General features: G+C 52.5%; 17 protein-coding genes. 8 read left to right on the forward strand and 9 right to left on the reverse strand.

Annotated elements, in window-relative coordinates; translation table 11 throughout:
- Complete coding sequence (locus GRX64_RS10865) at positions 1-963, reverse strand: LysR family transcriptional regulator (RefSeq protein WP_166267029.1); 963 nt, start codon at positions 961-963, stop codon at positions 1-3.
- Positions 964-1,308: 345 nt separating this feature from the next.
- On the opposite strand from GRX64_RS10865, the gene GRX64_RS10870 reads away from it, so the two are divergent.
- Positions 1,309-2,190: a DMT family transporter gene (locus GRX64_RS10870; RefSeq protein ID WP_166267031.1), complete on the forward strand. Its 882-nt coding sequence runs from the start codon at positions 1,309-1,311 to the stop codon at positions 2,188-2,190.
- Positions 2,191-2,431: 241 nt separating this feature from the next.
- Here GRX64_RS10870 and GRX64_RS10875 read toward each other — a convergent pair whose 3' ends face one another.
- From GRX64_RS10875 to GRX64_RS10905, 7 genes are all read right to left on the reverse strand, one after another.
- Complete coding sequence (locus GRX64_RS10875; RefSeq protein ID WP_166267033.1) at positions 2,432-3,256, reverse strand: nucleotidyltransferase domain-containing protein; 825 nt, start codon at positions 3,254-3,256, stop codon at positions 2,432-2,434.
- On the reverse strand, positions 3,257-4,072 hold the full coding sequence (locus tag GRX64_RS10880; RefSeq protein WP_166267035.1) for a pentapeptide repeat-containing protein: 816 nt from the start codon (positions 4,070-4,072) through the stop codon (positions 3,257-3,259).
- 977 nt (positions 4,073-5,049) lie between these two features.
- Positions 5,050-8,454 carry a DEAD/DEAH box helicase family protein gene (locus GRX64_RS10885; RefSeq protein WP_166267037.1) on the reverse strand — a complete coding sequence of 1,135 codons (3,405 nt, stop codon included), beginning with the start codon at positions 8,452-8,454 and terminating at the stop codon, positions 5,050-5,052.
- A gap of 6 nt (positions 8,455-8,460) precedes the next feature.
- Positions 8,461-9,612 carry a restriction endonuclease subunit S gene (locus GRX64_RS10890; RefSeq protein WP_166267039.1) on the reverse strand — a complete coding sequence of 384 codons (1,152 nt, stop codon included), beginning with the start codon at positions 9,610-9,612 and terminating at the stop codon, positions 8,461-8,463.
- Positions 9,609-11,093 carry a type I restriction-modification system subunit M gene (locus GRX64_RS10895; RefSeq protein ID WP_166267041.1) on the reverse strand — a complete coding sequence of 495 codons (1,485 nt, stop codon included), beginning with the start codon at positions 11,091-11,093 and terminating at the stop codon, positions 9,609-9,611. The genes GRX64_RS10890 and GRX64_RS10895 overlap by 4 nt, the downstream gene beginning before the upstream one ends.
- 59 nt (positions 11,094-11,152) lie before the next feature.
- A complete protein-coding gene (locus GRX64_RS10900; protein WP_166267043.1) occupies positions 11,153-12,298 on the reverse strand; it encodes a DUF4268 domain-containing protein in 1,146 nt (381 codons plus the stop codon).
- Positions 12,299-12,301: 3 nt separating this feature from the next.
- The gene (locus GRX64_RS10905) at positions 12,302-12,460 is read right to left on the reverse strand and encodes a hypothetical protein (RefSeq protein WP_166267045.1); all 159 of its coding nucleotides are present in this window, start codon (positions 12,458-12,460) and stop codon (positions 12,302-12,304) included.
- Positions 12,461-12,712: 252 nt separating this feature from the next.
- Here GRX64_RS10905 and GRX64_RS10910 point away from each other — a divergent pair, with 252 nt between their 5' ends.
- The 7 genes from GRX64_RS10910 (at position 12,713) to GRX64_RS10940 (ending at position 19,754) form a co-directional block, all read left to right on the forward strand.
- Entirely contained in the window at positions 12,713-13,030 is a 318-nt protein-coding gene (locus GRX64_RS10910; protein ID WP_166266526.1) for a hypothetical protein, read from the forward strand.
- Positions 13,031-13,212: 182 nt separating this feature from the next.
- The gene (locus GRX64_RS10915) at positions 13,213-14,841 is read left to right on the forward strand and encodes a long-chain-fatty-acid--CoA ligase (RefSeq protein ID WP_166267047.1); all 1,629 of its coding nucleotides are present in this window, start codon (positions 13,213-13,215) and stop codon (positions 14,839-14,841) included.
- 19 nt (positions 14,842-14,860) lie between these two features.
- On the forward strand, positions 14,861-16,096 hold the full coding sequence (locus GRX64_RS10920; RefSeq protein ID WP_166267049.1) for an ABC transporter substrate-binding protein: 1,236 nt from the start codon (positions 14,861-14,863) through the stop codon (positions 16,094-16,096).
- A gap of 100 nt (positions 16,097-16,196) precedes the next feature.
- Positions 16,197-16,964 (forward strand): ABC transporter ATP-binding protein, encoded by a 768-nt coding sequence (locus GRX64_RS10925; protein ID WP_235937638.1) that lies wholly within the window; start codon positions 16,197-16,199, stop codon positions 16,962-16,964.
- Entirely contained in the window at positions 16,945-17,700 is a 756-nt protein-coding gene (locus GRX64_RS10930) for an ABC transporter ATP-binding protein (protein ID WP_166267053.1), read from the forward strand. Before GRX64_RS10925 ends, GRX64_RS10930 begins: the two co-directional genes overlap by 20 nt.
- A 155-nt stretch (positions 17,701-17,855) precedes the next feature.
- A complete protein-coding gene (locus tag GRX64_RS10935; RefSeq protein ID WP_166267055.1) occupies positions 17,856-18,743 on the forward strand; it encodes a branched-chain amino acid ABC transporter permease in 888 nt (295 codons plus the stop codon).
- A 12-nt stretch (positions 18,744-18,755) separates the two neighbouring features.
- On the forward strand, positions 18,756-19,754 hold the full coding sequence (locus GRX64_RS10940) for a branched-chain amino acid ABC transporter permease (protein ID WP_166267057.1): 999 nt from the start codon (positions 18,756-18,758) through the stop codon (positions 19,752-19,754).
- A 342-nt stretch (positions 19,755-20,096) separates the two neighbouring features.
- Here the strand turns inward: GRX64_RS10940 and GRX64_RS10945 are convergent.
- Positions 20,097-21,250 (reverse strand): IS3 family transposase gene (locus GRX64_RS10945; RefSeq protein ID WP_166263181.1). Its coding sequence is split into 2 segments (ribosomal slippage): positions 20,097-21,010 and positions 21,010-21,250, totalling 1,155 coding nucleotides; the frame shifts between segments, so codons are not numbered across the junction.
- Positions 21,251-21,312 lie beyond the last annotated feature (62 nt).

Consider the following 21,312-nt stretch of genomic DNA (forward strand, 5'->3'; position numbering starts at 1 on the left):
TCATGCGTTTGGGGGCAGTACCATGTCCTGCTCTTGCCGCAACCCCGTCTTGATGGCCTGGTCAATCAGCCAGCGTCGCAACAGCCGGATACCCGGTTCCCGGCGCCGGGAGGTCTTGTAGGCAAAATAGAACTGGTCCCCGGTCACCACAGCATGGCAGGGAATTCGGACAAAATCGTCCGAGTCACTGCGGGTGCTCAACATGTAATCATTGGTCAGAGTGATGCCCTGGTGAAACCGGGCCGCTTCCAGCGCCAGCAGCATGTGGCTGAAATGGTGCACCCGGGCCTGTGCCGGTATCGCTTGCTTTACCACCCGGAACCATTCCTGCCAGTCACCGGTATGACGGCCATAAATGCTATGAGTCGACAACAGCGGGTACTGGGCAATTTGGGCCGGGCTGAGTGCCGGCGCGGCGTCCTCGACAAGGCCCTGCTCACGGCAGATGGTCTGCCAGTATTGTCGGCTGCACACTGGAAACAGCTGCTCCTTGTACAACAGGTCGAAACTGAAGGACGCCGGCCGGGTGTGGATGGTGATGAAGCAGTCCGCCACCCGGTCCGACAACACCGGCGATTCGCTGGTCATCTCCAGCACCAGATCGAGTTGAGAGTGGGCCCGCTGCAAGTCCGGTAACCGGGGCACCAACCACCGCACGGCAAAGGAACTGAACACCGACAACCGCAACCGGGCCTCCTCATGCCCCAACAACTGGTCGCTGACCCGCTCTATTTGCAACAAGGCCGACCCCACACCCTCCAGATACACCCGACCTTCATCGGTCAGGGCCAGGTAGCGACCGGTCCGCAAGAACAGTTTCTCGCCCAGGTAGCTCTCCAGACCCTTGATCTGGTGGCTGACCGCACTTTGACTGACGTTCAACTCTTCCGCAGCGCGGGAAAAGCTGTTCAACCGGGCAACCGCTTCAAAGACCGGCAGGGCGTTCAGGGGTGGCAGTTTCATTATCTAATTTTCTCATGACAACTCATTAAAGATCATTTTATCGGATACTGTAGGCCACCTACACTGGCCGCTCCAGTGTCAGTCCAATTCGAGATTGAGATTCGATCTCACGAAGCGTGGTATTGCTCCAGGCCAGAGCTACCATGCCTTTGGGGGCTATTTTGATCCTATCAGGATAAGCGCCTCACAATTTTAACGTGAGATTCGGGCTGTTTTTATCTCGTTTTGGCTTATGTCGGTCCGCCGTTGTGAATCAGATTTTCTGACAGTAAGCGGCACTAAATCACATTCACCAAGGCGCGATTCGGCTTTAACCTTCGAAGCCCAGACGCCTGGGGAGGCACCATGTCAGGAAAAACAGTCAACAGCGCAATCCTTTTGCTGATTATTGGCAATGCTCTGGCATTAATCTCCGATGTCTTTATCAAACTGATGGAGCCTGGCACACCGATTTTTCAGTTTGCGTTCCTGCGCTGTGTCATCACCTTGCTCCTGCTTCTGCCGCTGGCAGGGCAGCTCAACCGCAAACACCTGTTTACCGGACTTAAAGTGCACGCCGCTCGCGCACACATCCACCTGGTTGGCCTTTTGTGCATGGTTATTGGACTGGCGAACCTGCCACTGGCAACCGCCAACGCCGTGTTCTACGCCGCGCCGATACTCGTCATGGTTCTCGCCGCGCTCATCTTTCAGGAAAAGCTGTCAACAATGAGCGTAATCGCTGTGTTCAGTGGGTTTAGCGGGATTGTGGTGATATTAAGGCCGGTAGAATTCAACTGGGCCGCCATCGCAGCTCTGGCAGCTGCCCTTACCTTGGCAATCAACGCCGTCATGGTGCGCAAGCTGCCCAAAGAGCAGACCACAGTGCATAAATTGCTGCTGAACTACTTGCTAATCATCCCCGCTGCCGGTGCTCTGGCACTTTGGGAAGGCGCCGCCTGGGACAGCAGCATACTGATCAGCGCTGGAGGTTCAGCCGTATTTATCCTGGGCTACAACATCACCGTGTTGCTGGCCTACAAACAGGTGGATGCCAACCAGGTCACCAGCGCTGAATACACTGGCCTGATCTGGGCGGTATTGATTGGCTGGATCGGTTTTAACGAGATGCCTGACCTCTGGTTTGCGGTGGGCAGTGCGATGATCGTCGTACCGCTGATACTGGTGGGGTTGCGCTCGCGTGATCGGAGTCACCGAGTGCTTCAGGCTTACCCAGCCACAGGTTGAGGCCTTCGGCCAATGACGATGCGGAGGGTCTCATTGGCTAGGAGTGTCCAGTGCACCGGGGTAAGTCAATTCTGCCCAGTGGCGGTTCGAATTTGTTTGCTATGACCAAAAACAGACCTTTTCAGATAGGGGCTTACCCAATCCGCTATTCGGAAAAAAGTACGCTGAGGATCACAAAGCGAAGATTCAGGCTTGGGAATAACGCATGCCATCAGCCGCGACCGAGCCGTAAGCGAGGATGTCAGACTGGAAGACCTTGTTGGGCCGCTTTGACCCGATTCAGAACCTCGTTGGCAAGCACCCTTCGGTTATAGTTATGCTGGCTAAGCATTGCTCGATATCCATCGTCAGCCATCTCGTTGTTGATAATTGCTCTCTCGATTAATCGTTCGCCCCAGTAATCTAAGCGCCATTTCGCGCTCCAATCAGTCTCTCCACCCAACGAAATATGTATCGCCTGTCCGGTGACCCGTTCGGCAAGCTCAGCCGCGAGGAAGTGAATATTGGCACTGACTTCAGGTGCTTCTGCATTCGGGAACAAACGATATCTGTACTTACCTTGGCGAACCTCGAATAGAAGTTTTATGTAACGATCTGGAAGACGAAAAGCCGAAATTGCACTTTCTAGACCGAAAAGATAAATATCATTTGACGCATTGGTGCAATATAGAAAGTTGCGAAGCGCGACAAATAGGGTGTCGCATAGCCATAGTCGACCCTCCATCGAATTTGGTAGCCAGCCAATCTCGCCAATGAATTTTCTCGTTTGGGAGGCGGCTTGAAGAACGTTTGCCCTAGGTGGTCGAAAACCCTTTATCCAATCCAAAATGCGCTGCTCTCCTTCTACAGGAAAGCCGTCAACATCAATATGTGTGAGAAAGAGTGAACCTTGTGACTTCATTCGTTCGACGCTGGACCGAGAGTAGAAGCTAACTCCAGGATACGAGCGCGCGAGTAACTGAAAAGGAATGTCGCTATCCTCGTACAGACAAACGAAATCAACATCACTGAGTTCGTTTGTATCTCCACGAGCAGCTGATCCACACTTCAAAACGAGAAAATTCATTTAATTCACTAGCCGCTTCACAACTACTGCGGACACGATTGCAGTCCAAACGACGGACAAAAACAAGAAAACAGAGGTCGTCATAAGGGCAATTGGATATTGCTGTTCAGTGGTTACCTCGCCATAGCCTACAGTGGTGAATGAAACAATGGAGTAATAGATATGCTCCAGAGCCCCCGCTCCGTTAGGGAGGCTGGTGTAGCCCGTCATTAAATAAGCGAATAAACTGATAAACCCGATAGTGACCACAAGGCAATTGGTAATTCCATAGCCATAACCAAGCATCAGATCGTAGGCCAGCCCAAGCAGGAATTTTAGAGGTCTTTTCTTCTTTCCAAGCAATTCCTCATATCGGCGATAAAAGCGAAATCTTCGATCTGCCTGCATTGCGAAATCCTTCTGATGGATATCCATGGAATTTCGATGCAGGGACTGGAACCACCACGCATTAACGTTTGCCCAGTGATGATGCCATGAAGCGGAGAAATAGAATGACTTTGGGTCTAGGTAAGTGTCAAAAATGCTCGTTTTGTAAAGCACGCAATTATTAAAATCACACTGATGAAATTCGCAGTGCGAAATTTTCGCGCCATTGAAAATGCAATTTTCAAATTTGCATCCATAGAAATTCCGCCCAGCAATATTTGCGTGACTAAACAGGCACTCGCGAAATGTTACATCCTTCGTATGGCGTTGCGAATTACTGCTGGGCTCCGAAAATTCGATCTTTTTCAGTTCGACTTCTGATGCCTTCTCAACAGCAATGAGGTCTAGTGATTCTGTAACTTGCGCTGATAACTTAGGTAGTGTTTTCATAACATACTTGTTTTGGTGACTAACGCTGCCCGGAAGCCCAATGATCTTGCACCACTTTAGTGGACACTTTATAAACTGAGCCTTTCACAGGTGTGATGCAGAGGCAAATACTCGTTCCTTATAGAGGGAATTTGGCGAAAGCTTTGTGCGATTCGAATGTTCGCTTTTGTTTAAAAAGTGAATTTCCTGCAACTCCGCGAATGTTCATCTTCGACCTTTTTCGATCGCGCTTTTCATCCCCTCCTTGAACCCGAACGGCGCTTCCGTTTTAGCGTAAATTTCTGAGTCTTTGGGGCTGGAGGAAGTTGTTTTACTCGCTTCTTCCCCGACTTACGGACTGGTGTCGGCTCTCTGTCTCTGGCCAGGGCCAAGTTGCCAAAGCAAGACATCTCTACAGGCCTTGCAAAGCTGTCCAACATTGAGAGCTCAAAGACGTCCTCACGGATTTCTCGGATGTGAGCCGGAAGGTGGGCCTGAATCGATATCCTTTTACCGTATCGAGTAAGTGAGGACTTTCTCAGATATAAATTTGTTTCAACACCATCTTTTATTACATTTAAACGCGAGAAAAACTTGTCAATTTCTGAGTCATACCGAAGCTGGACCGGCCGCCAACCTTGGTCTTCCCATGAGGAGCGGTCTTCTTGGAGGCTTAGTTTTGGGGCGGGTAGCTTCGCTGGAATACTCGTGGAATTCGTACATGGATGTTTTGGCCAGGGCGGCCCAAGTTCGTCAAAAAATACCCGCCCGCCCTCTGGGGATTTATAAAAAAAGACAATGGCGCCACAGACAGGGCAAGAAGCATTGGGACGCGTAAAGCTCTCTCTCGACAGATCCAGTGGCGGCACCCACTGGTTATAGTCCGAGCCAACTGGGCGCTTACCGGCATGGCCGTCACCGCCCCAACCACATCGACATTCAGGTGGGTGGTTCCATGCGTTACACATATTGGTGCTCCCGATAATCCACCTTCAGCGCTAACCCGCCGCTGCGTCACGAGAGGCTGGCTTCGTCCGATCCAGCGCATCAAAAATTCCGTCAATCACCTGATGTTTTCCGGCGAACAATGCCTCTGGCCCGCCGGCATGAATTGACGAAAAAGGCGGTTCGTAGAGCGCAGAAGGCTCGATTACACCCCGCGATGCGAGCTGTTCAATGAGGGTTTCAACAAAACGGATTTGGGGAGCGGTCAGACTGGTATCCGAAATGAATTTTCCGAATGCCTCCTTCGCCGCTGCCTCGTCCATGCCCACCAAACTGCGGACGAAATAAGGGAGCGAGGGCGCGCCTGAACGCTCCAACAATCCAGACAACAGAGACTGGCCATCATCCTCACCCAGATCGATGAGCATCTGTTCCAGGGCTTGCAGATCCTGCTCCGTCAGCGGGCGATTTTTCCGCAGGCGCTGAATCACAATGTTGTCGAGGTGGCTGCGAAGATAATCCGTCACCTTTTTCTCGAACTGAACGCTGGTCATCTTGGGAATATCCACGACCGGGTCGTCACGGACGCCGATAATTTCGTCTTCAAAATCCGTGTAGACAATTTTGCGTTCTTTCTTATCCAGGAATGGGGTAAGGCCTCGCAGACGAAGGCGAAGATCCTCCAGTGTCGGAACGTCCATGCCCTCCCAAAACTCGGGACTTTGCACCGCCTGAATAAAATCGAGCTGATTCTTCACCGCTGGAATGCCCGTTTTCTCTTCCAGCTTCATCGCGATTTCAATCACCTTATTGCGGTGATTTTCAAACGTGGACGCGTCTGAATTCAGCAGCGCGGTTTGCATGCGCAACGCAGTGAGATCGAACATTCGGGAACGGATGTCATCGTTTTCCAGCTCTGAGGGCAGTCCAGCTACGTCGTTCGCCAGCATCATCTGATCTTCATCGCTCAGCTCGGACCAGGAATTGGCGTCCTGAAAACGCTCAACAACCTGCTGCTTCATGCGAACAATGAAGTTTTCCGTGTTCATGGCGCTCACTTCACCGTGCAAATCTCGGGTGAGATGCCCGGTCACGGCCTGCTCAGGATCAAACTCTTCAGCCTCTTGCAGCTGCTTGAGTAACTGAACACGGGCGCGGAAGAGTCGAATTCCCAATGAAGGGGTGTTGCCCGCTTCGATGCCCTGAGGGTTCTCCCGGAAGAAATCGAAGTTGTAGCAGAAATCGAAAATCCGAAAGTCCTGCTTGTCCTGATCGGGGCCATAAAGGTCCGGGCACAGACGCGTGCCTCGCCCGATCATTTGCCAAAACTTGATCTTGGAGTACACGGGTTTGAAGAACACCAGATTCACCACTTCGGGCACGTCGATACCGGTGTCCAGCATGTCCACGGAAATGGCTATGTGAGGCGGTTTGTCCTTCTGCGAGAAGTCGTCGATCAGGCTCTGGGCATACTTGCCTTTGTGGGAGATTACCCGGGCGAACTGGCCCGCATGCTTTGGGTAATGGTGATTGAAGCGCGTCTCGATAAATTCTGCGTGTTCCTGGTTACGGGCAAAGATGATCGTCTTACCGAGGCGATCACCACCTTCTAACCGGTGGCCATGCTCCATCAGGTGCTGCAAACCCTTATCAACGGTGTCCTTGTTGAACAACCAGTTGTTGAGCGCGGATGCATTGACTCGCTCGGGGATGTCGGCCCCGTCCTCGGCATCGCCCCACTCCAGTTCTTCCCACTGAGCCTTTTCTTCATCAGTCAGTGAGTCGTAACTGATGCCCTCTCTCGGGAACCGAAGATCAACCTGTTGAACCCGAGGTGGAACCAGAAAGCCATCGCTGACCGCTTTGTCCAGCTCATAGGCGTCCGTGGGAACGCCCTGCTCCAGGTCGAACAGGTCGTAGGTGTTTTTGTCCACCTGTTCGCGCGGCGTAGCGGTAAGGCCGAACAGCATAGAATCAAAATACTGGAAGATCGCTTTGTAGCGCTGGTAGACCGAGCGATGGGCCTCATCAATCACGATCAGGTCGAAATGACCGACCCCAAACCTCGCCTCGTCCGTATCGCTACCGCGATTGGCATCAATCAGCCCCATCATCGTGGGATAGGTGCACAGGTACACCCGGCCTTCCGTGTCCTTCTCGGTGACCAGGTTCACCGGGCTGGATTCCGGCAAGTGCGCTTTGAAGGCATTCACCGCCTGATTTACCAGCGACACCCGGTCAGCCAGAAACAGGACCCGCTTGACCCAGTTGGCGCGCTGAAGCACATCCGCCAGTGCGATAGCGGTACGGGTTTTACCCGTGCCAGTAGCCATCACCAGTAGCGCCTTACGCTGGGCATTCTTGAGCTGCTCGAAGATGCTGCCGATGGCCCGCTTCTGGTAATAGCGCTCGACGATATCGGTATTGATGGCCGCCACATCCAGCGGCTTGCGGCTCTCGCGGCGACGAATCAGCCGGGTGAGTTCGTCTTTCTTGTAAAAGCCTGCCACCTCGCGAGGAGGATAGGCCTTATCATCCCAAAGCCAGGTGTCGTAACCGTTGGTGTAGAAAATCAGTGGGCGCTGACCGTGCATCTGTTCCAGGCAGTCCGCATAGAGCTTGGCCTGCTGCTGGCCCACCGTGGCATCCACCGTGGTTTTCTTGGCTTCCACTACCGCCAGAGGCTTGCCGTCGTCATCCCAGAGCACATAGTCCACATAACCGATGCCCTTGTTGTTGGGCATGCCGGTGACTTCGTATTCCCGGTCGCGTTCCTGATCAAGCGGCCATCCGGCACGCTGTAACTCCAGGTCAATCAGGTAACGGCGGGTATCGGCTTCCGAGTAATCATGGGTGTCCGGTTCCTGCTCCCGCGTTTCGCGCAGCTGAGCCAGTTCCTCTCGCAATGCCTGTAGCTCTTCATCCAGCGCATCCCGTTCTTTCTGTTGTTTGAGCCCGGCCTCATGTTGCGCAGCAAGCTTTTCTTCCAACGCCTTGAGTTCGGTACGTGGGACGACCTGGGATTTGTCCAGCGGCTGCGGCACACGGTCATCGCGCCAGGCGGCGCCTTCGCGGGTTGCCGAGGGTGTGTAAGTGCGCACCAGCCAGTAACAGACATGGTGCAGCTCCTTCACTACCGGCATGGCGTGCTGGGTTTCAATGGGTTTGGTCTGGTGGACGGCGATGTTGCCCACCTTTTGAATTACTCGCGCCTTCTGAAACACTGCCTCTGGCAACAGGTTCATGAAGGTGGGTTCGTGGAGCAGCGCGCCCAGCTTGTTGTCATAGGGCATGCGCAGGCTGGCGTCATGGCGATAGAGCCAGTGCACCGCCGCTTCCAGCGCGAATCGGGCATGGAAACAGGCAGCGCGGGGATCTCCGAGGATATGGCCTTCCGCCAGCGTGGCAGCCTGACTTAACTCCTTGAAATCGTTGGGCAGGAAGGCGAAGTTGGTCATAGTCCGTTATAACTCCCCGGAGAATGCTCTTTTTTTGAGCGAGGAAAATAGTCTATCGAGTTCATCAAGATGCTGATTCAGCTGAGTAGACTGTTTGTTCACCGAACGGACTATCGCCGCATATTGAACCTGGAGTTCCTTCGGAGGCACTAGCACCGGAAGCGACTTCAAGTTTTTCCAATAGACAGCGAAAACGTTTGTTGTTCCAGACTTTCGCTGCTCCAGCTCTCGGGAAACTCTTGAGAAAAGGAATTGAGTGGCAACAACTTCGGGACAAACCGAATCAATGAATCGAATACGCATAAGATTATTATTAAAAAGCCACCCCTCAGGCCCCGTATAAATACATGACTTACCAACCAACTCTTTCGAATTACGAGTATTGAATAGAAAATCACCTGGCATAAGCGACGAGGCTTCAATCTCTTTCTGACTGGCTTCTGTGAACTGCACTTTATTTGCTAGGAACCTTCCGTCTTTGCTAACAGCGTCCATCCTCACATAGGGAATAGTACAGCCCCAGTCAAATTCTTTGGATGAACGCACCAACCCGATTTTTGAATCCGAAACGATCTCTTCAAGAGGAAGCTCGTCCCACCCTTTGGGATTTCGAACCGGATCACCAAAGAGATCGACAAAGGTGGATTGAAGGAGCGCATCGAGTTGGGTGCGGGACTCGCGGCGTTTGGCTCGCAGCGCGTCCGCCGCATCCAGAATTTTCGCAATGCGTTTTTGTTCTCCCAGAGGAGGAAGTGGGACTTGGATTTCATTGAGTTTCTTTACTGACAAGTGTTTGACGGTCACGAAAGGAGTTGAATCCTCGATTTTCTTGAGAGCAATAGGAAGGAACCGAGCCAAGTAAGACCTATCAACATCCTCAGAAACTTCATCGATCTTGCAGACCCGTTGGTTGAGCAATGCTTTACCAGCCGTCCATCGCGCCAAATTGAACTCGCCGTCCATACCGATTAAATAGTCGCCATCATCGATTATATATCGGTCACTGTACTCCCCAGAGTAATAGGTCTCTGAATATCCCCGAGTTACATCCCTTATTCTGATCACAGGCATACCATTGCCCGAATCATTAAAATGGGAGGACTTAAAAGCAAATCCAGAAAGAAAGGAAACGTGATCGCCAAGTCTCTGGGTAATCATGAAAGAAGCGCCTCCAGCTCTCTTCTCCCATTCGCTATTTGCTCATCGAGTTCTTCCAACCTCTCGAGAATTACCTGCGGAGGGTCATATTCCACCGCCTCATACTCCACTTCGTTGTAGCGGTTGATGGACAAGTCATAGTCGTTGCCGGCGATTTCCTCGCGAGGAACCAGAAAGCTCTGCTCGGTGCGTTTGCGTTCACCTTCGTTGGCACGGTTGTGCCAGCGGGCCAGAAGATCAGGCAGGTCGGTCTTGTTCGGCTGCGGGGTACGCTTGTCGTCGAGCGAAAAGCCGTCTGCCTGCATATTGTAGAACCAGACGTTGTCCGTACCGCCAGAGTTGGTTTTGGTGAAAACCAGGATGGCGGTGGAAACCCCGGCGTAGGGTTTGAACACACCTGATGGCATTGCCACGATGGCATCCAGTTTGTGATTTTCCACCAGCATTTTCCGGATGCTCTTGTGGGCATTGGAAGATCCGAATAACACACCGTCCGGCACGATGACCGCCGCGCGGCCGCCGGTTTTCAACAGGCGCAGGAACAGGGCGATAAATAGTAGCTCTGTCTTTTTCGTCTTTACCGTTTGCAGCAAATCCTTGGCGGTGGACTCGTAGTCCAGGCTGCCGGCAAAGGGCGGATTGGCAAGGATCAGTGAGTACTTTTCCTCATCCGAGTCATCCGCCTGCGCCAGAGAATCTTTGTAATTGATGTCCGGGTTTTCTACGCCGTGCAGCAGCATGTTCATGCTGCCGATCCGCAGCATGGTGGTATCAAAGTCGTAGCCGTGGAAGGTCGACTCATTGAAGCGGCGGCGGGCGTCTTCATCCTTGTAGATGGTTTCGCTGTGGTGCTGCTGGATGTATTCGGAGGCGGCCACCAGAAAACCCGCTGTTCCACAGGCTGGATCGCAGATAACGTCTTTTGGAGTGGGTGCGGTCATATCCACCATCAGCTTGATGATGTGGCGAGGGGTGCGGAACTGGCCGTTCTGACCTGCGCTCGCGATTTTGCCCAGCATGTATTCATACAGGTCGCCCTTGGTGTCGGCATCGGACATGTCGATACTATCGAGCTGATCCACCACGTTTGCCAGCACCCGCGGGGTGGGCATCATGAACAGCGCGTCTTTCATGTGGTGGGTGTAGGTGCTCCCACCCTCGCCATCGTCTTCGCCCTTGTTACCGATGGTTTTGATAAACGGGAAAACCTCGTCCTTGACCGTATTGAACATGCTCTCCGGCGCGGCGTCTTTGAAGCGGGACCAGCGCAGGTGGTCCTGATCGGCGCTGAACACAGGGTCTTCGATGGGCTGATTCAGGCGCTGTGCTTTGCGCTCTTTGAGCGTATGCAGTTCATCCAGGCGTTTAATGAACAGCAGATAGGTGAGCTGCTCGACCACGGAGATGGGATTTGAAATACCTCCGGACCACATGGTGTCCCAGATTTTGTCGATTTTAGATTTTAGTTCGCCGGTGATCATGACTGCGTTGGTTCTCTTTGGATGTGTAAATACTGTGGCATCAGTGCCGGTGCCTGGAATCAGCCAGCTCTCGTTTTTAAGGCAGCACCAGCGTCTTTAAGCGGTTTTCTCAATGTTTTCTCAAACCGGACGATGTGCTCCGACAGCCAATCAATCATGGCAGGCCAGTTGTCCTCATCGTAACCGTCCACTGCTTTCGCGTATTGAATTCGGCAGGCTTTTCGCTCGGGCAGATCCGCCCAGATAAGCGGCTGACCAAATTCAGCCTCGATGTCTGCTTTACGCTCTTTCATGAACTCGAACATGAACTTATTTTCGTCGGCGTCTGCACGCTGGAAGGTCAGTTCCACCCTGATTTCTTTCTTGGCGAAAATCAAAGCGTAGCTCACTGAGGAGATACCGGTTGACGCAGATAGCCAATGATCTTTCCCGGGGTTGATGTTGTCGTATAGGGAGCATTCGCTGTGTTTTATCTTCTCCAGCGCTTGCTCCCAGAATTTTAACCTCAGCCGCTGGCTGTTTCTGAGTTCATCCGTTACGGATTTTTCTTCGGCTTCTTTTACCGCCATGCCCACCATAAAGTCGCGGGATTCGGGCGTCGGGATGATCTGTTCAACATTCAAGAAAAGATCGTCGCCGGAGGCGTATGGTGTCACTTTGAAGCACTGGCAGGCGATTTCAAACTGGCTAAGCCATAACACCACATTGGTGACTTCTTTGCGGAATTTAGCTGCCACGAATATCAGGCGTTGGGAACGGGTGCGGTTGATGCTGGCTTCTTTGAGATCCTCCACGCCAAGAAATTCAGAAAGTTTTTCTTCCGCATTCAGCGGTTCCGAGTCGCGGGGCCTGAAATTCTGGTTGAGATATCGCTGATAGATATCAATGACCTGGGCACGGCTCAGATTCGCGCAGTAGCTGGCGTACTTCAGCGCCTGCCAGACCACATCCCGTCCCGAATCATCCAGCTTATTTTCGATAATGACCAAGTTGCCGTCCTTGTCGAGAGCGAGTAGATCCAGGCGTTCACGGGTATCGTCGAAACCGTCGAACTCTTTCTGGATGAACAGCAGCTCTTCGCCGAAGGCTTCGGGGGCGTTTTCGAGCCATTCCTGCAAGTGATCTCGCTCGGAAATTTTAAGTTCTGAGAATCGCTTTACCGCCAGCGGAGTTATGCGATTGGCTTCTGAGTCAATTCTGTACATTCGTTACCTCTGAACCAAAAGTCCACCAATAAATGCTGACACGATTTCTTCGGTGGCATCGCCGCACGCGTTGCCCGAATCCCTTTTCAGGTTGGCAACCAGATCCTTATTGAGCAAGCGTCGCAGGACTTTCATCGTTGATTCGCTGGCAATCTGTGGCAAGCCCCTAATATCCTAGACGCCCGATAGCTGCTTATGGACTTCCCCCGGGTGAATTGGAGACTCCTAGCTTACGATCATTATACGCACGTTTTCTAATCATAGGTTTTTGTACGTGATTTTGAACACACAACAATAGCGAGCTGAAGGGTTTTCGGAGAGCTGTCCAAGTGTCCAACAAACGACCGTTTGTTGGAGTCGATCGAAAGGGTGAATCGTTATGCTGAATGATTGGAGTAAATGAAGTTTTGAGAATTGTCGATCCTCAACGCCAACATGGTCCGGCGCTGGATCAGCGCGGCCCGGCGAGTGGGCCAGGGGCCACCAGCTTCATCGGCCTTTGTGCCGGTTAGACTGCCGGCAGCCGCCAGTGTCTGGCGTCAACTATCTTGTCCGGTCATCCTAATTGTCGCCGAACACGCCAGTCATTCCAGCAATGCAATCACCGAAAAGCTCACCCACGAAGCGGCCGTCCTCAAGCGCCACAAGTTCGCCAGCCGCAATGAGCAGATGGGTGCGGTTCAGGGCCGGCTGCTGGGGGCCATTGACCATGATGAACTGCTGCGCTCATGACAAAAGATGACTACTGATTCTATCGTGGTTTGACTTCCGACCAACAGCGGCTATCGTTTGTCTACGGGATTAAACTTCTTTGAGCTTTAGAAGAACTCTCCAGAGAGGCATCCGGCTCCGCGCACATATCCGCTATAAGCGCAGTAGAAGTCAAAATATTTTGGTTTTGTTCGGAGGAACGTATGCCAGCTGTCTCGTCGATGATGACCATGCCTCTCCAGATATCATCACTTATTCGCCACGCCGATCGGGTCCACGGGGATGTCCAAATTGCCACTGCTGCCAATGGCGAAGTAGTGCACCGTCAGACCTGGTCAGATACCCATCGCCGCAGTAGCCAGCTTGCAGCCTCGCTTTTGGCGCTAGGTATCTCCGCCGGCGAGCGGGTTGCGACAATGGCTTGGTCGAGCCACAGGCATCTAGAAATTTACTACGCGGTCACTGGCATTGGTGCTGTTTGTCACACGGTAAATCCAAAGCTATTCGTAGAACAGGTCCGCTACACCATGCAGCATGCGGAGGACGCCGCTGTCTTTGTCGATTTAGATTTTGTGCCTCTGCTGTTACAGATATTGCCGGATTGCCCCTCGCTACGGCACATAGTGCTTCTCGAAGACGACCCCGAGGCGCTCCGGTTGATTCCGACTGCTATTAGCTACGAGCAGTTTCTTGCGCAGGGTGACGAGGATTTCGAGTGGCCAGGGTTCGACGAGAATGCTGGAGCTTACCTGTCTTATACCTCTGGCACCACGGGCAATCCAAAAGGAGTGCTTTACAGCCACCGATCGACGATCCTACATACTTGGGCGCAATCCCTCCCGGACGCGATGAATTTGCGTTCACAGGATGTAATTGCGCCGGTTATTCAGTTCTTCCACGTTAATGCTTTCGGTCTCCCTTGTGCAGCTGCAATGGTGGGAGCGAAATTGGTGTTTCCGGGGGCCGCGGTCGATGCGGCAAGCCTTTATGCGCTCTTTGAGTCAGAGCAGGTCACCATGAGTGCGGCGGTGCCAACGCTATGGCAACAGATGTTGAACCATCTAGAAGCCAACAACTGTCAACTCAACACGCTCGAACGCATTGTGGTTGGCGGATCAGCATGTCCGCCTAAGCTCATGCATGCTTATCAGAAGCAGTATGGAATAAAGATTCGTCACGTTTGGGGTATGACGGAAACGAGCCCACTCGGCGTGACTAACGCCTTCAAGGCGAAGCACGAAAATATAGGGGAGGAACAGCGTTATGCAGTCCAGGCCAAGCAGGGCCGACCTCTCTTTGGCGTCGAAATGAAAATCGTTGATTCAGAACAAAAGGAGCTTCCCCGGGATGGCCGCGCCGCAGGAGATATCGTTGTGCGTGGTCCCTGGATCTGCCGGGAGTATTACCGCTCCGATGCCCCTGCGCTAAATGAGGATGGCTGGTTCATGACGGGAGATGTCGGCACCCTTGATCCTGATGGGTACATGCAGATCACCGATCGAAGCAAAGATGTAATCAAGACGGGGGGTGAGTGGATCAGCTCGATAGCGCTTGAGAATATTGCGCTATCTCATGACTCAATCGCTGATGCTGCCGTAATTGCTGTGCCTCATCCCAAGTGGGACGAGCGCCCCTTACTTGTCGCAGTGCTGAAACCTGGTTCGAGCGCTAAACCTGACCAAATTCTCGCACACTTTAACGGCAAAGTTGCCAAATGGTGGATCCCTGACGACGTCGTGTTTGCCGATAGCCTTCCCTACACAGCGACAGGAAAGATCGATAAAAAGCGAATTCGCGAGCAGTGGCGGAAACAGAAGCCTATAAAACAATAAATTCCGGAGGAGTCGATCAATGAACCAGATAACGCTCAGTAAACTTGGCCGTGCAATCCTGACAACGGCGGTCATCACGGCTGCGACCAATGGCGCTCAAGCTGCGAATGTATCCGACGAAGTAGTGCGCATCGGCGTTATGACCGATATGTCAGGGCTTTACGCAGCGCAGAACGGCCCGGGATCCGTTGAAGCTGTGAAGATGGCGGTTGAAGACTTCGGTGGTAAGGTGCTAGGCAAACCGATTGAAGTCATTTCGGCAAATCACCAGAACAAGGCAGATACCGCATCAAGTTTGGCGCGGGAATGGTTCAGTGATGGGAAAGTCGACATGATTGGGAATCTCGGTCCGTCCCATACTGCGCTTGCAGTTGCTCAACGCGCTGAAGCTAGTAACCGCATCGCTATTTCGACCGGGGCCGCCACCACAAGACTTACTAACGAAGAGTGTACACCGAACTCCGTTCATTATGTCTACGATACTTATGCAATGGCTAATGGTACGGCCCATGCGCTCGTTGAACAGGGTAAAAAAACGTGGACCTTCATTACTGTCGATTACGTTTTTGGTCGCGATCTAGAGAGGGATGCGATAGCCGTGGTCGAATCCAACGGCGGCGAAGTTCTTAGTAAGTTAAGCCATCCGCTCAAAACCAGCGACTTCACCTCACAAATGTTGACTGCGCAAGCATCGGGCGCTGAAGTTATTGCTCTAGCTAATGCCGGTGGAGATACAATCAACGCCATCATGACGGCGAGCGAATTTAATATTACTACCTCCAACCAGACAGTGGCTGCCTTGGTTCTGTTTCTATCCGATGTTCACTCACTCGGCCTGGAAACGGCGCAGGGCCTGATGCTAACCACGGCATGGTACTGGGACCTTTCCAACGAAACACGAAAGTGGGCGGAGCGCTTCCTCGAGCGTACCAACAGCATGCCTAGCGATGCTCAGGCGGGGGATTACTCTTCAACCTTGCATTATCTTCGAGCGGTTGAAGCGGCCGGCACCGACGAAGCAAGTGCGGTTATGGCTAAGATGAAGTCAATGCCGATCAATGACATGTTCGCCACCAACGGCCAAATTCGCGAGGATGGACGTATGGTACACGATATGTATCTCGCTCAGGTCAAGACACCGGCGGAATCCAAACGTACGTGGGACTATTTCGACATCATAGCGACAATTCCAGCCGAGGATGCCTTCCAGCCGATATCAAAAGGAAACTGCCGCCTCGTGACGGACACAGAGTAAGGCGGTAGGTCGCTGCTCGACGAGCACCGTTCAGGAATTTCAACGAATAATCAGCTGTCTTTGCGGCTTGAGCACTGTGTCTTATTCGGGAGCGATCATCATAATGAGCGAAATCTTGCTGGAAACTCGGGGCCTAAGTAAGGAGTTCAAAGGTTTTACTGCCGTCAGCGCGGTGGATTTGCAGATCCACCGTGGTACGATTCATGCTCTCATTGGTCCCAATGGAGCTGGTAAAACCACAGTATTCAATTTGCTGACCAAGTTCCTGCTGCCGAGTGGGGGACAAATCCTCTATAAGGGGCGCGACATTACCGCGGCCAAACCAGCAGACATCGCCCGCCAGGGCATCGTGCGTTCGTTTCAAATCTCTGCCGTTTTTCCGCACCTGACTGCGCACGAGAACCTCTTAATTGCACTACAGCGCAAGGAGGGCCTGACGTTTCGTTTCTGGCGCTCACGACGGAGCCTAGACAGATTTCACGATCGCGCCCGGGAATTGCTCGCCAGTGTAGGACTGGAGCATCAGGCCGAGACAGTTGCCGTGGAGTTGCCCTACGGGAGTAAACGTTCTCTGGAAATCGTTACAACATTGGCATTGGATCCCGAACTACTGTTGTTAGACGAGCCGACCCAGGGAATGGGCCGGGAAGACGTGGACCGGGTGGTTGACTTGATTCGAGCGGTCTCCGCAAATCGCACCGTGCTCATGGTTGAGCATAATCTTTCAGTTGTCTCTCGACTCTCGGATCACATCACGGTGCTCCAACGGGGCTCTGTGGTGGCTGAGGGAAACTACGAAACAGTCTCCAATAATCCCGAGGTTCGGGCGGCGTACATTGGAGGAAAGCATGAATCAACCAAGGCATGAGGATCAGTCGGCGGCTCCGTCGCAAATTGCCGACAACGCCGAAGAGCATCTGTGCATACGTGACCTCCATGCATACTACGGTGAGTCCCATATTCTGCATGGTCTCAATATAAAAGTTTGGCGGGGAGATGTTGTTACTCTACTCGGACGAAATGGTGCCGGCCGCTCGACGACCCTGCGCGCAATTCTGGGGTTAGTGGATAAGCGTAGTGGTTCGATTCTGCTTAATGGCACGGAAACGGTACGGTTACCACCGTATCGCATTGCCCGACTGGGTATAGCCTTTTGTCCGGAAGAGCGAGCAATTTTCGCCAGCCTGAACGTTGAAGAGAACCTTATGTTGCCGCCGATAGTGGGAACCGGGGGCATGAGTGTTGAAGAGATTTACTCGCTTTTCCCCAATCTCGCCGAACGCCGCAAGAGCCAAGGCACCCGGCTCTCCGGCGGTGAACAGCAAATGCTCGCTATCGCACGTATTTTACGCACAGGTGCAGACCTGCTACTCCTCGACGAAATTACTGAGGGTCTGGCGCCAGTGATCGTTGAGCGCCTGAGCGAAGTGATCGCCCTGTTAAAACAGCGGAGGTATACCATCGTCCTTGCTGAACAACCTTCCTTTGCAGCACCGCTAGCCGATCGAAACTACATAATCGAGCATGGGCAAGTAGTCGAGGAGATCGCTGCCGAGGAAATGGAGGAAAAGCATGAACTTGTGGAGTCATATCTGAGTGTATAGCAAGCGGAGGAGGGTGGTGCAGGACCTATGGCGATCTCGCGCTGAGCCAATTCGGGAGGAAAAGAGATCAACTCGGTTCGCCGTGTAAACATAAACTAGCGGGGCGCCACCATGTTGGCGTTGCGACGGCCATGAGAGATTAGGGGGACTAGGAAATGGACGAGATCTTCGGTTTTCCACCGCAACTTTTGCTCGCCCAAATATTCATGGGTCTGATCAATGGCTCATTTTATGCGGTACTTAGCCTCGGCCTCGCTGTAATCTTTGGACTGCTTCGCATTATCAACTTCTCCCATGGCGCAATGTACATGCTAGGTGCGTTCTCCGCTTGGTTTGGCTTGCAGTACCTTGGCATCAACTATTGGCTTGCTCTCATTCTTTCTCCTTTAGCAGTCGGTGTGTTCGGGCTCTTAATTGAGCGCACTATGCTACGCAGGATCCGCCATGTGGACCACCTCTACGGTTTGCTGCTAACATTTGGAATAGCATTAATCTTGGAAGGTGCGTTCGTTCACTTCTTTGGCGTGGCGGGTCAGCGATACCCTACGCCTGACGCGCTGCAAGGCGGTATCAATCTGGGTTTTATGTTTCTCCCGTACTACCGAGCCTGGGTGATCATCGCATCGGTAGTTATCTGTCTGGGCACATGGTTAATTATCGAGCGCACTAAGATTGGCGCCTACCTGCGCGCCGGAACCGAAAATCCTGACATGGTCCAAGCTTTCGGAATTAATGTTCCCCTCATGACGAGCCTGACCTACGGTTTTGGTGTCGCGCTTTCGGCATTCGCCGGTGTGCTAGCAGCTCCTCTTGTGAGTGTGAGTCCGTATATGGGTTCAAATCTCATTATCGTCGTTTTTGCGGTAGTGGTAATTGGTGGTATGGGCTCTTTACTCGGTGCGGTTATTACGGGATTAGCCTTAGGCGTTATCGAGGGGTTGACTAAGGTGTTCTACTCGGAGGCAGCTGGTCTAGTCATCTTCATGATTATGATTATCGTCCTGCTAGTACGTCCGGCAGGTCTATTTGGACGACCAGAGTAGGAGGGGCGCTCGATGAACCGTACCATTGTATTTTATGTAATCCTGTTTTTGGCAGCCATGGTTGCGCCCGTCGTCCTGTACCCTTTTCTTTTAATGGAGTTGCTTTGTTTCGCTTTGTTTGCCAGCGCCTTCAACCTGTTACTTGGTTATGCGGGCCTTTTGTCGTTCGGCCATGCTGCATTTTTCGGAATGGCTGCCTATATCAGTAGTATCCTAATGCGCGACTATGGCTGGCCTATAGAATTCGGGCTGCTTGCCAGCGTTCTTGGCAGTGCCTTGTTGGGCCTTGTTTTTGGTTGGATCGCTATTCGCCGCTCCGGTATCTATTTCGCAATGATAACGCTGGCGCTGGCCCAGGCAGTGTATTTTTTAGCAGTCCAGGGAAGCGGTATTACTGGAGGTGACGATGGATTGCACGGTGTTCCCCGGGGAAACTTTTTTGGACTATTAGATCTCAGCGAGCCTCTAATCCTTTACTACTTTGTGCTTGGAGTGTTTATCGGCGCATTTTGGCTAATCCAGCGTATTGTGCACTCACCTTTCGGCCTGATTCTCAAGGCGGTTCGTGACAACGAGCCACGCGCAATTTCTCTGGGCTATGACGTAGGCCACTACAAACTACTTGTGTTCGTATTGTCGGCTGCACTTGCGGGTTTGGCGGGATCATTGAAATCCATCGTATTCCAGCTTGCATCGCTATCCGATGTCCATTGGCATACCTCGGGGGAAGTCATTCTAATGACACTGCTGGGGGGGATGGGTACAATTTTTGGACCTCTGGTGGGCGCAGGAATTGTAGTGACGTTTAAGCATTCCTTAGCTCAGGGAATTCTCGCCGAGTCGCTGCCAATCGTAATGGGTTTCCTCTTTGTGGTGTGCGTTCTGGTCTTTCGCCGTGGCGTCGTGGGGGAGGTCCAAGCGTTTTTGAAATCAAGAAGTGGCAATGGTATCGAACGGGATGTTCCGCTGGAACCGCCGCAGCCAAAGGTTTCGATGAAGCGCCGCCGTTAAACTAACGGATGCTACTTCCGATATGCGTAAACTTTGGTAGCTAATTCGATATTCACAGCGCAAATACGTTATCGAGCCGATCAGCGGCTGAATTAAACATATGCGGGGTTTCCGTCAGTTTAGTATGCAGTTGTTATCGGCAAAATCTGGGTGGGGATGGCTGAGGTTAGGTTAGCCCTTTAAACCCGATTGTTCCGATTTTCCTTTAGGTGGATAACAAGGAACTTGTCCTTGTGAAAGGAGTTATAATTGGGCCTGGTGTTTGAGGATTTGAAAGAAGGGAAGGCGGCGTATCTGGCTGTTAGGCAATCGCCAAACAACCAAACCAATCAGAGGTGGGTTCTACCCCGTTTCCACGGACGGTTTTAAAACGGCTGACAACTTCAGATCCTGAGCGGCAACTCTACGTCGCATCCTGGGATTATGGAACCGCTCAATGTAGTCGAATACATCAGCTCGCGCTTCGTTCTGAGTTCGGTAGCGCCGGTGGTGAATTCGCTCCCGCTTGAGCATCCCGAAGAATCCCTCGCAGGCGGCATTATCGCCACAATGACCAACTGCACTCATGCTACTCACCAAGCGATTACTGCCGAGATATCGTTGATAGTCTCCGCTGGTGAATTGGCTGCCTCGATCTGAATGCAGGATCACAGGGATATTCCCCTGTCGCTGCCAAACGGCCATCTCAACCGCTCTGATCACCATATACCGATCCTGCCGGTGATGCATGGACCAACCAACGACCAGCTTGCTGAACAGGTCGAGGACCACGCAGAGAAAGAGTTTTCCTTCCTGCGTGGTTATTTCTGTTATATCCGTCACCCACTTGGTGTCCGGCTCCAGAGCGGAGAAATTCCGCTCCAGATGATTCCGGATACCCGGTGGCCGATAAGATTGACGTCCCAAGCGTCCGCGCTTCTTCCGTGGCCAACCCTGAATGCCGTGTTTGGCCATCAATCGCGCAACACGGTTCAGACTGGTTGAAGCACCCTCGGCAACCAGGTCCTCGTGCATGCGGGGTGAGCCAATCATGCCACCGCTATCGTCATGAATCTCTCTGATGCGCGACAGCAAGTGCTGATTCGCCTTTGCCCTGGCGGACTCAGGGCGAGATACCCAAGCGTAATAACCGCTGGCCGACACCTTCAGGCATCGGCACATAAGACGTATGGGGAAATGATTGCGACAACGTTGAATCGCCTGATACCTCAGGACGACTCCTTTGCGAAGAACACTGCCGCTTCGCGCAAAAAATCACGCTCCTTCTTCACTCGGGCTAACTCTCGCTTGAGACGGGCAACCTCCTCATCTCTGGGGGAACCAGAGCCCTTGAAGGCCTTGTCCGTCTCCTCATCCGCTTCTCTGCGCCAACGAGATAGCAGGTTGGGATTAATTCCAACCTCCAGAGCTATCTGGCGACAACTCACACCGGGTTGCCGGGTTAAAGCAATGGCTTCGCGTTTGAACTCTGGGCTATATTTTCTGCGTCTGGACATGAACACTCCTTTGGCACAGTGTGCCTCTTTTCAGGAATGTCCGCAGTAACGGGGTAGAACCC

This window comes from Marinobacter caseinilyticus (genome assembly GCF_011074955.1).
In the GTDB taxonomy this organism is placed as follows: Bacteria; Pseudomonadota; Gammaproteobacteria; order Pseudomonadales; family Oleiphilaceae; genus Marinobacter; species Marinobacter caseinilyticus.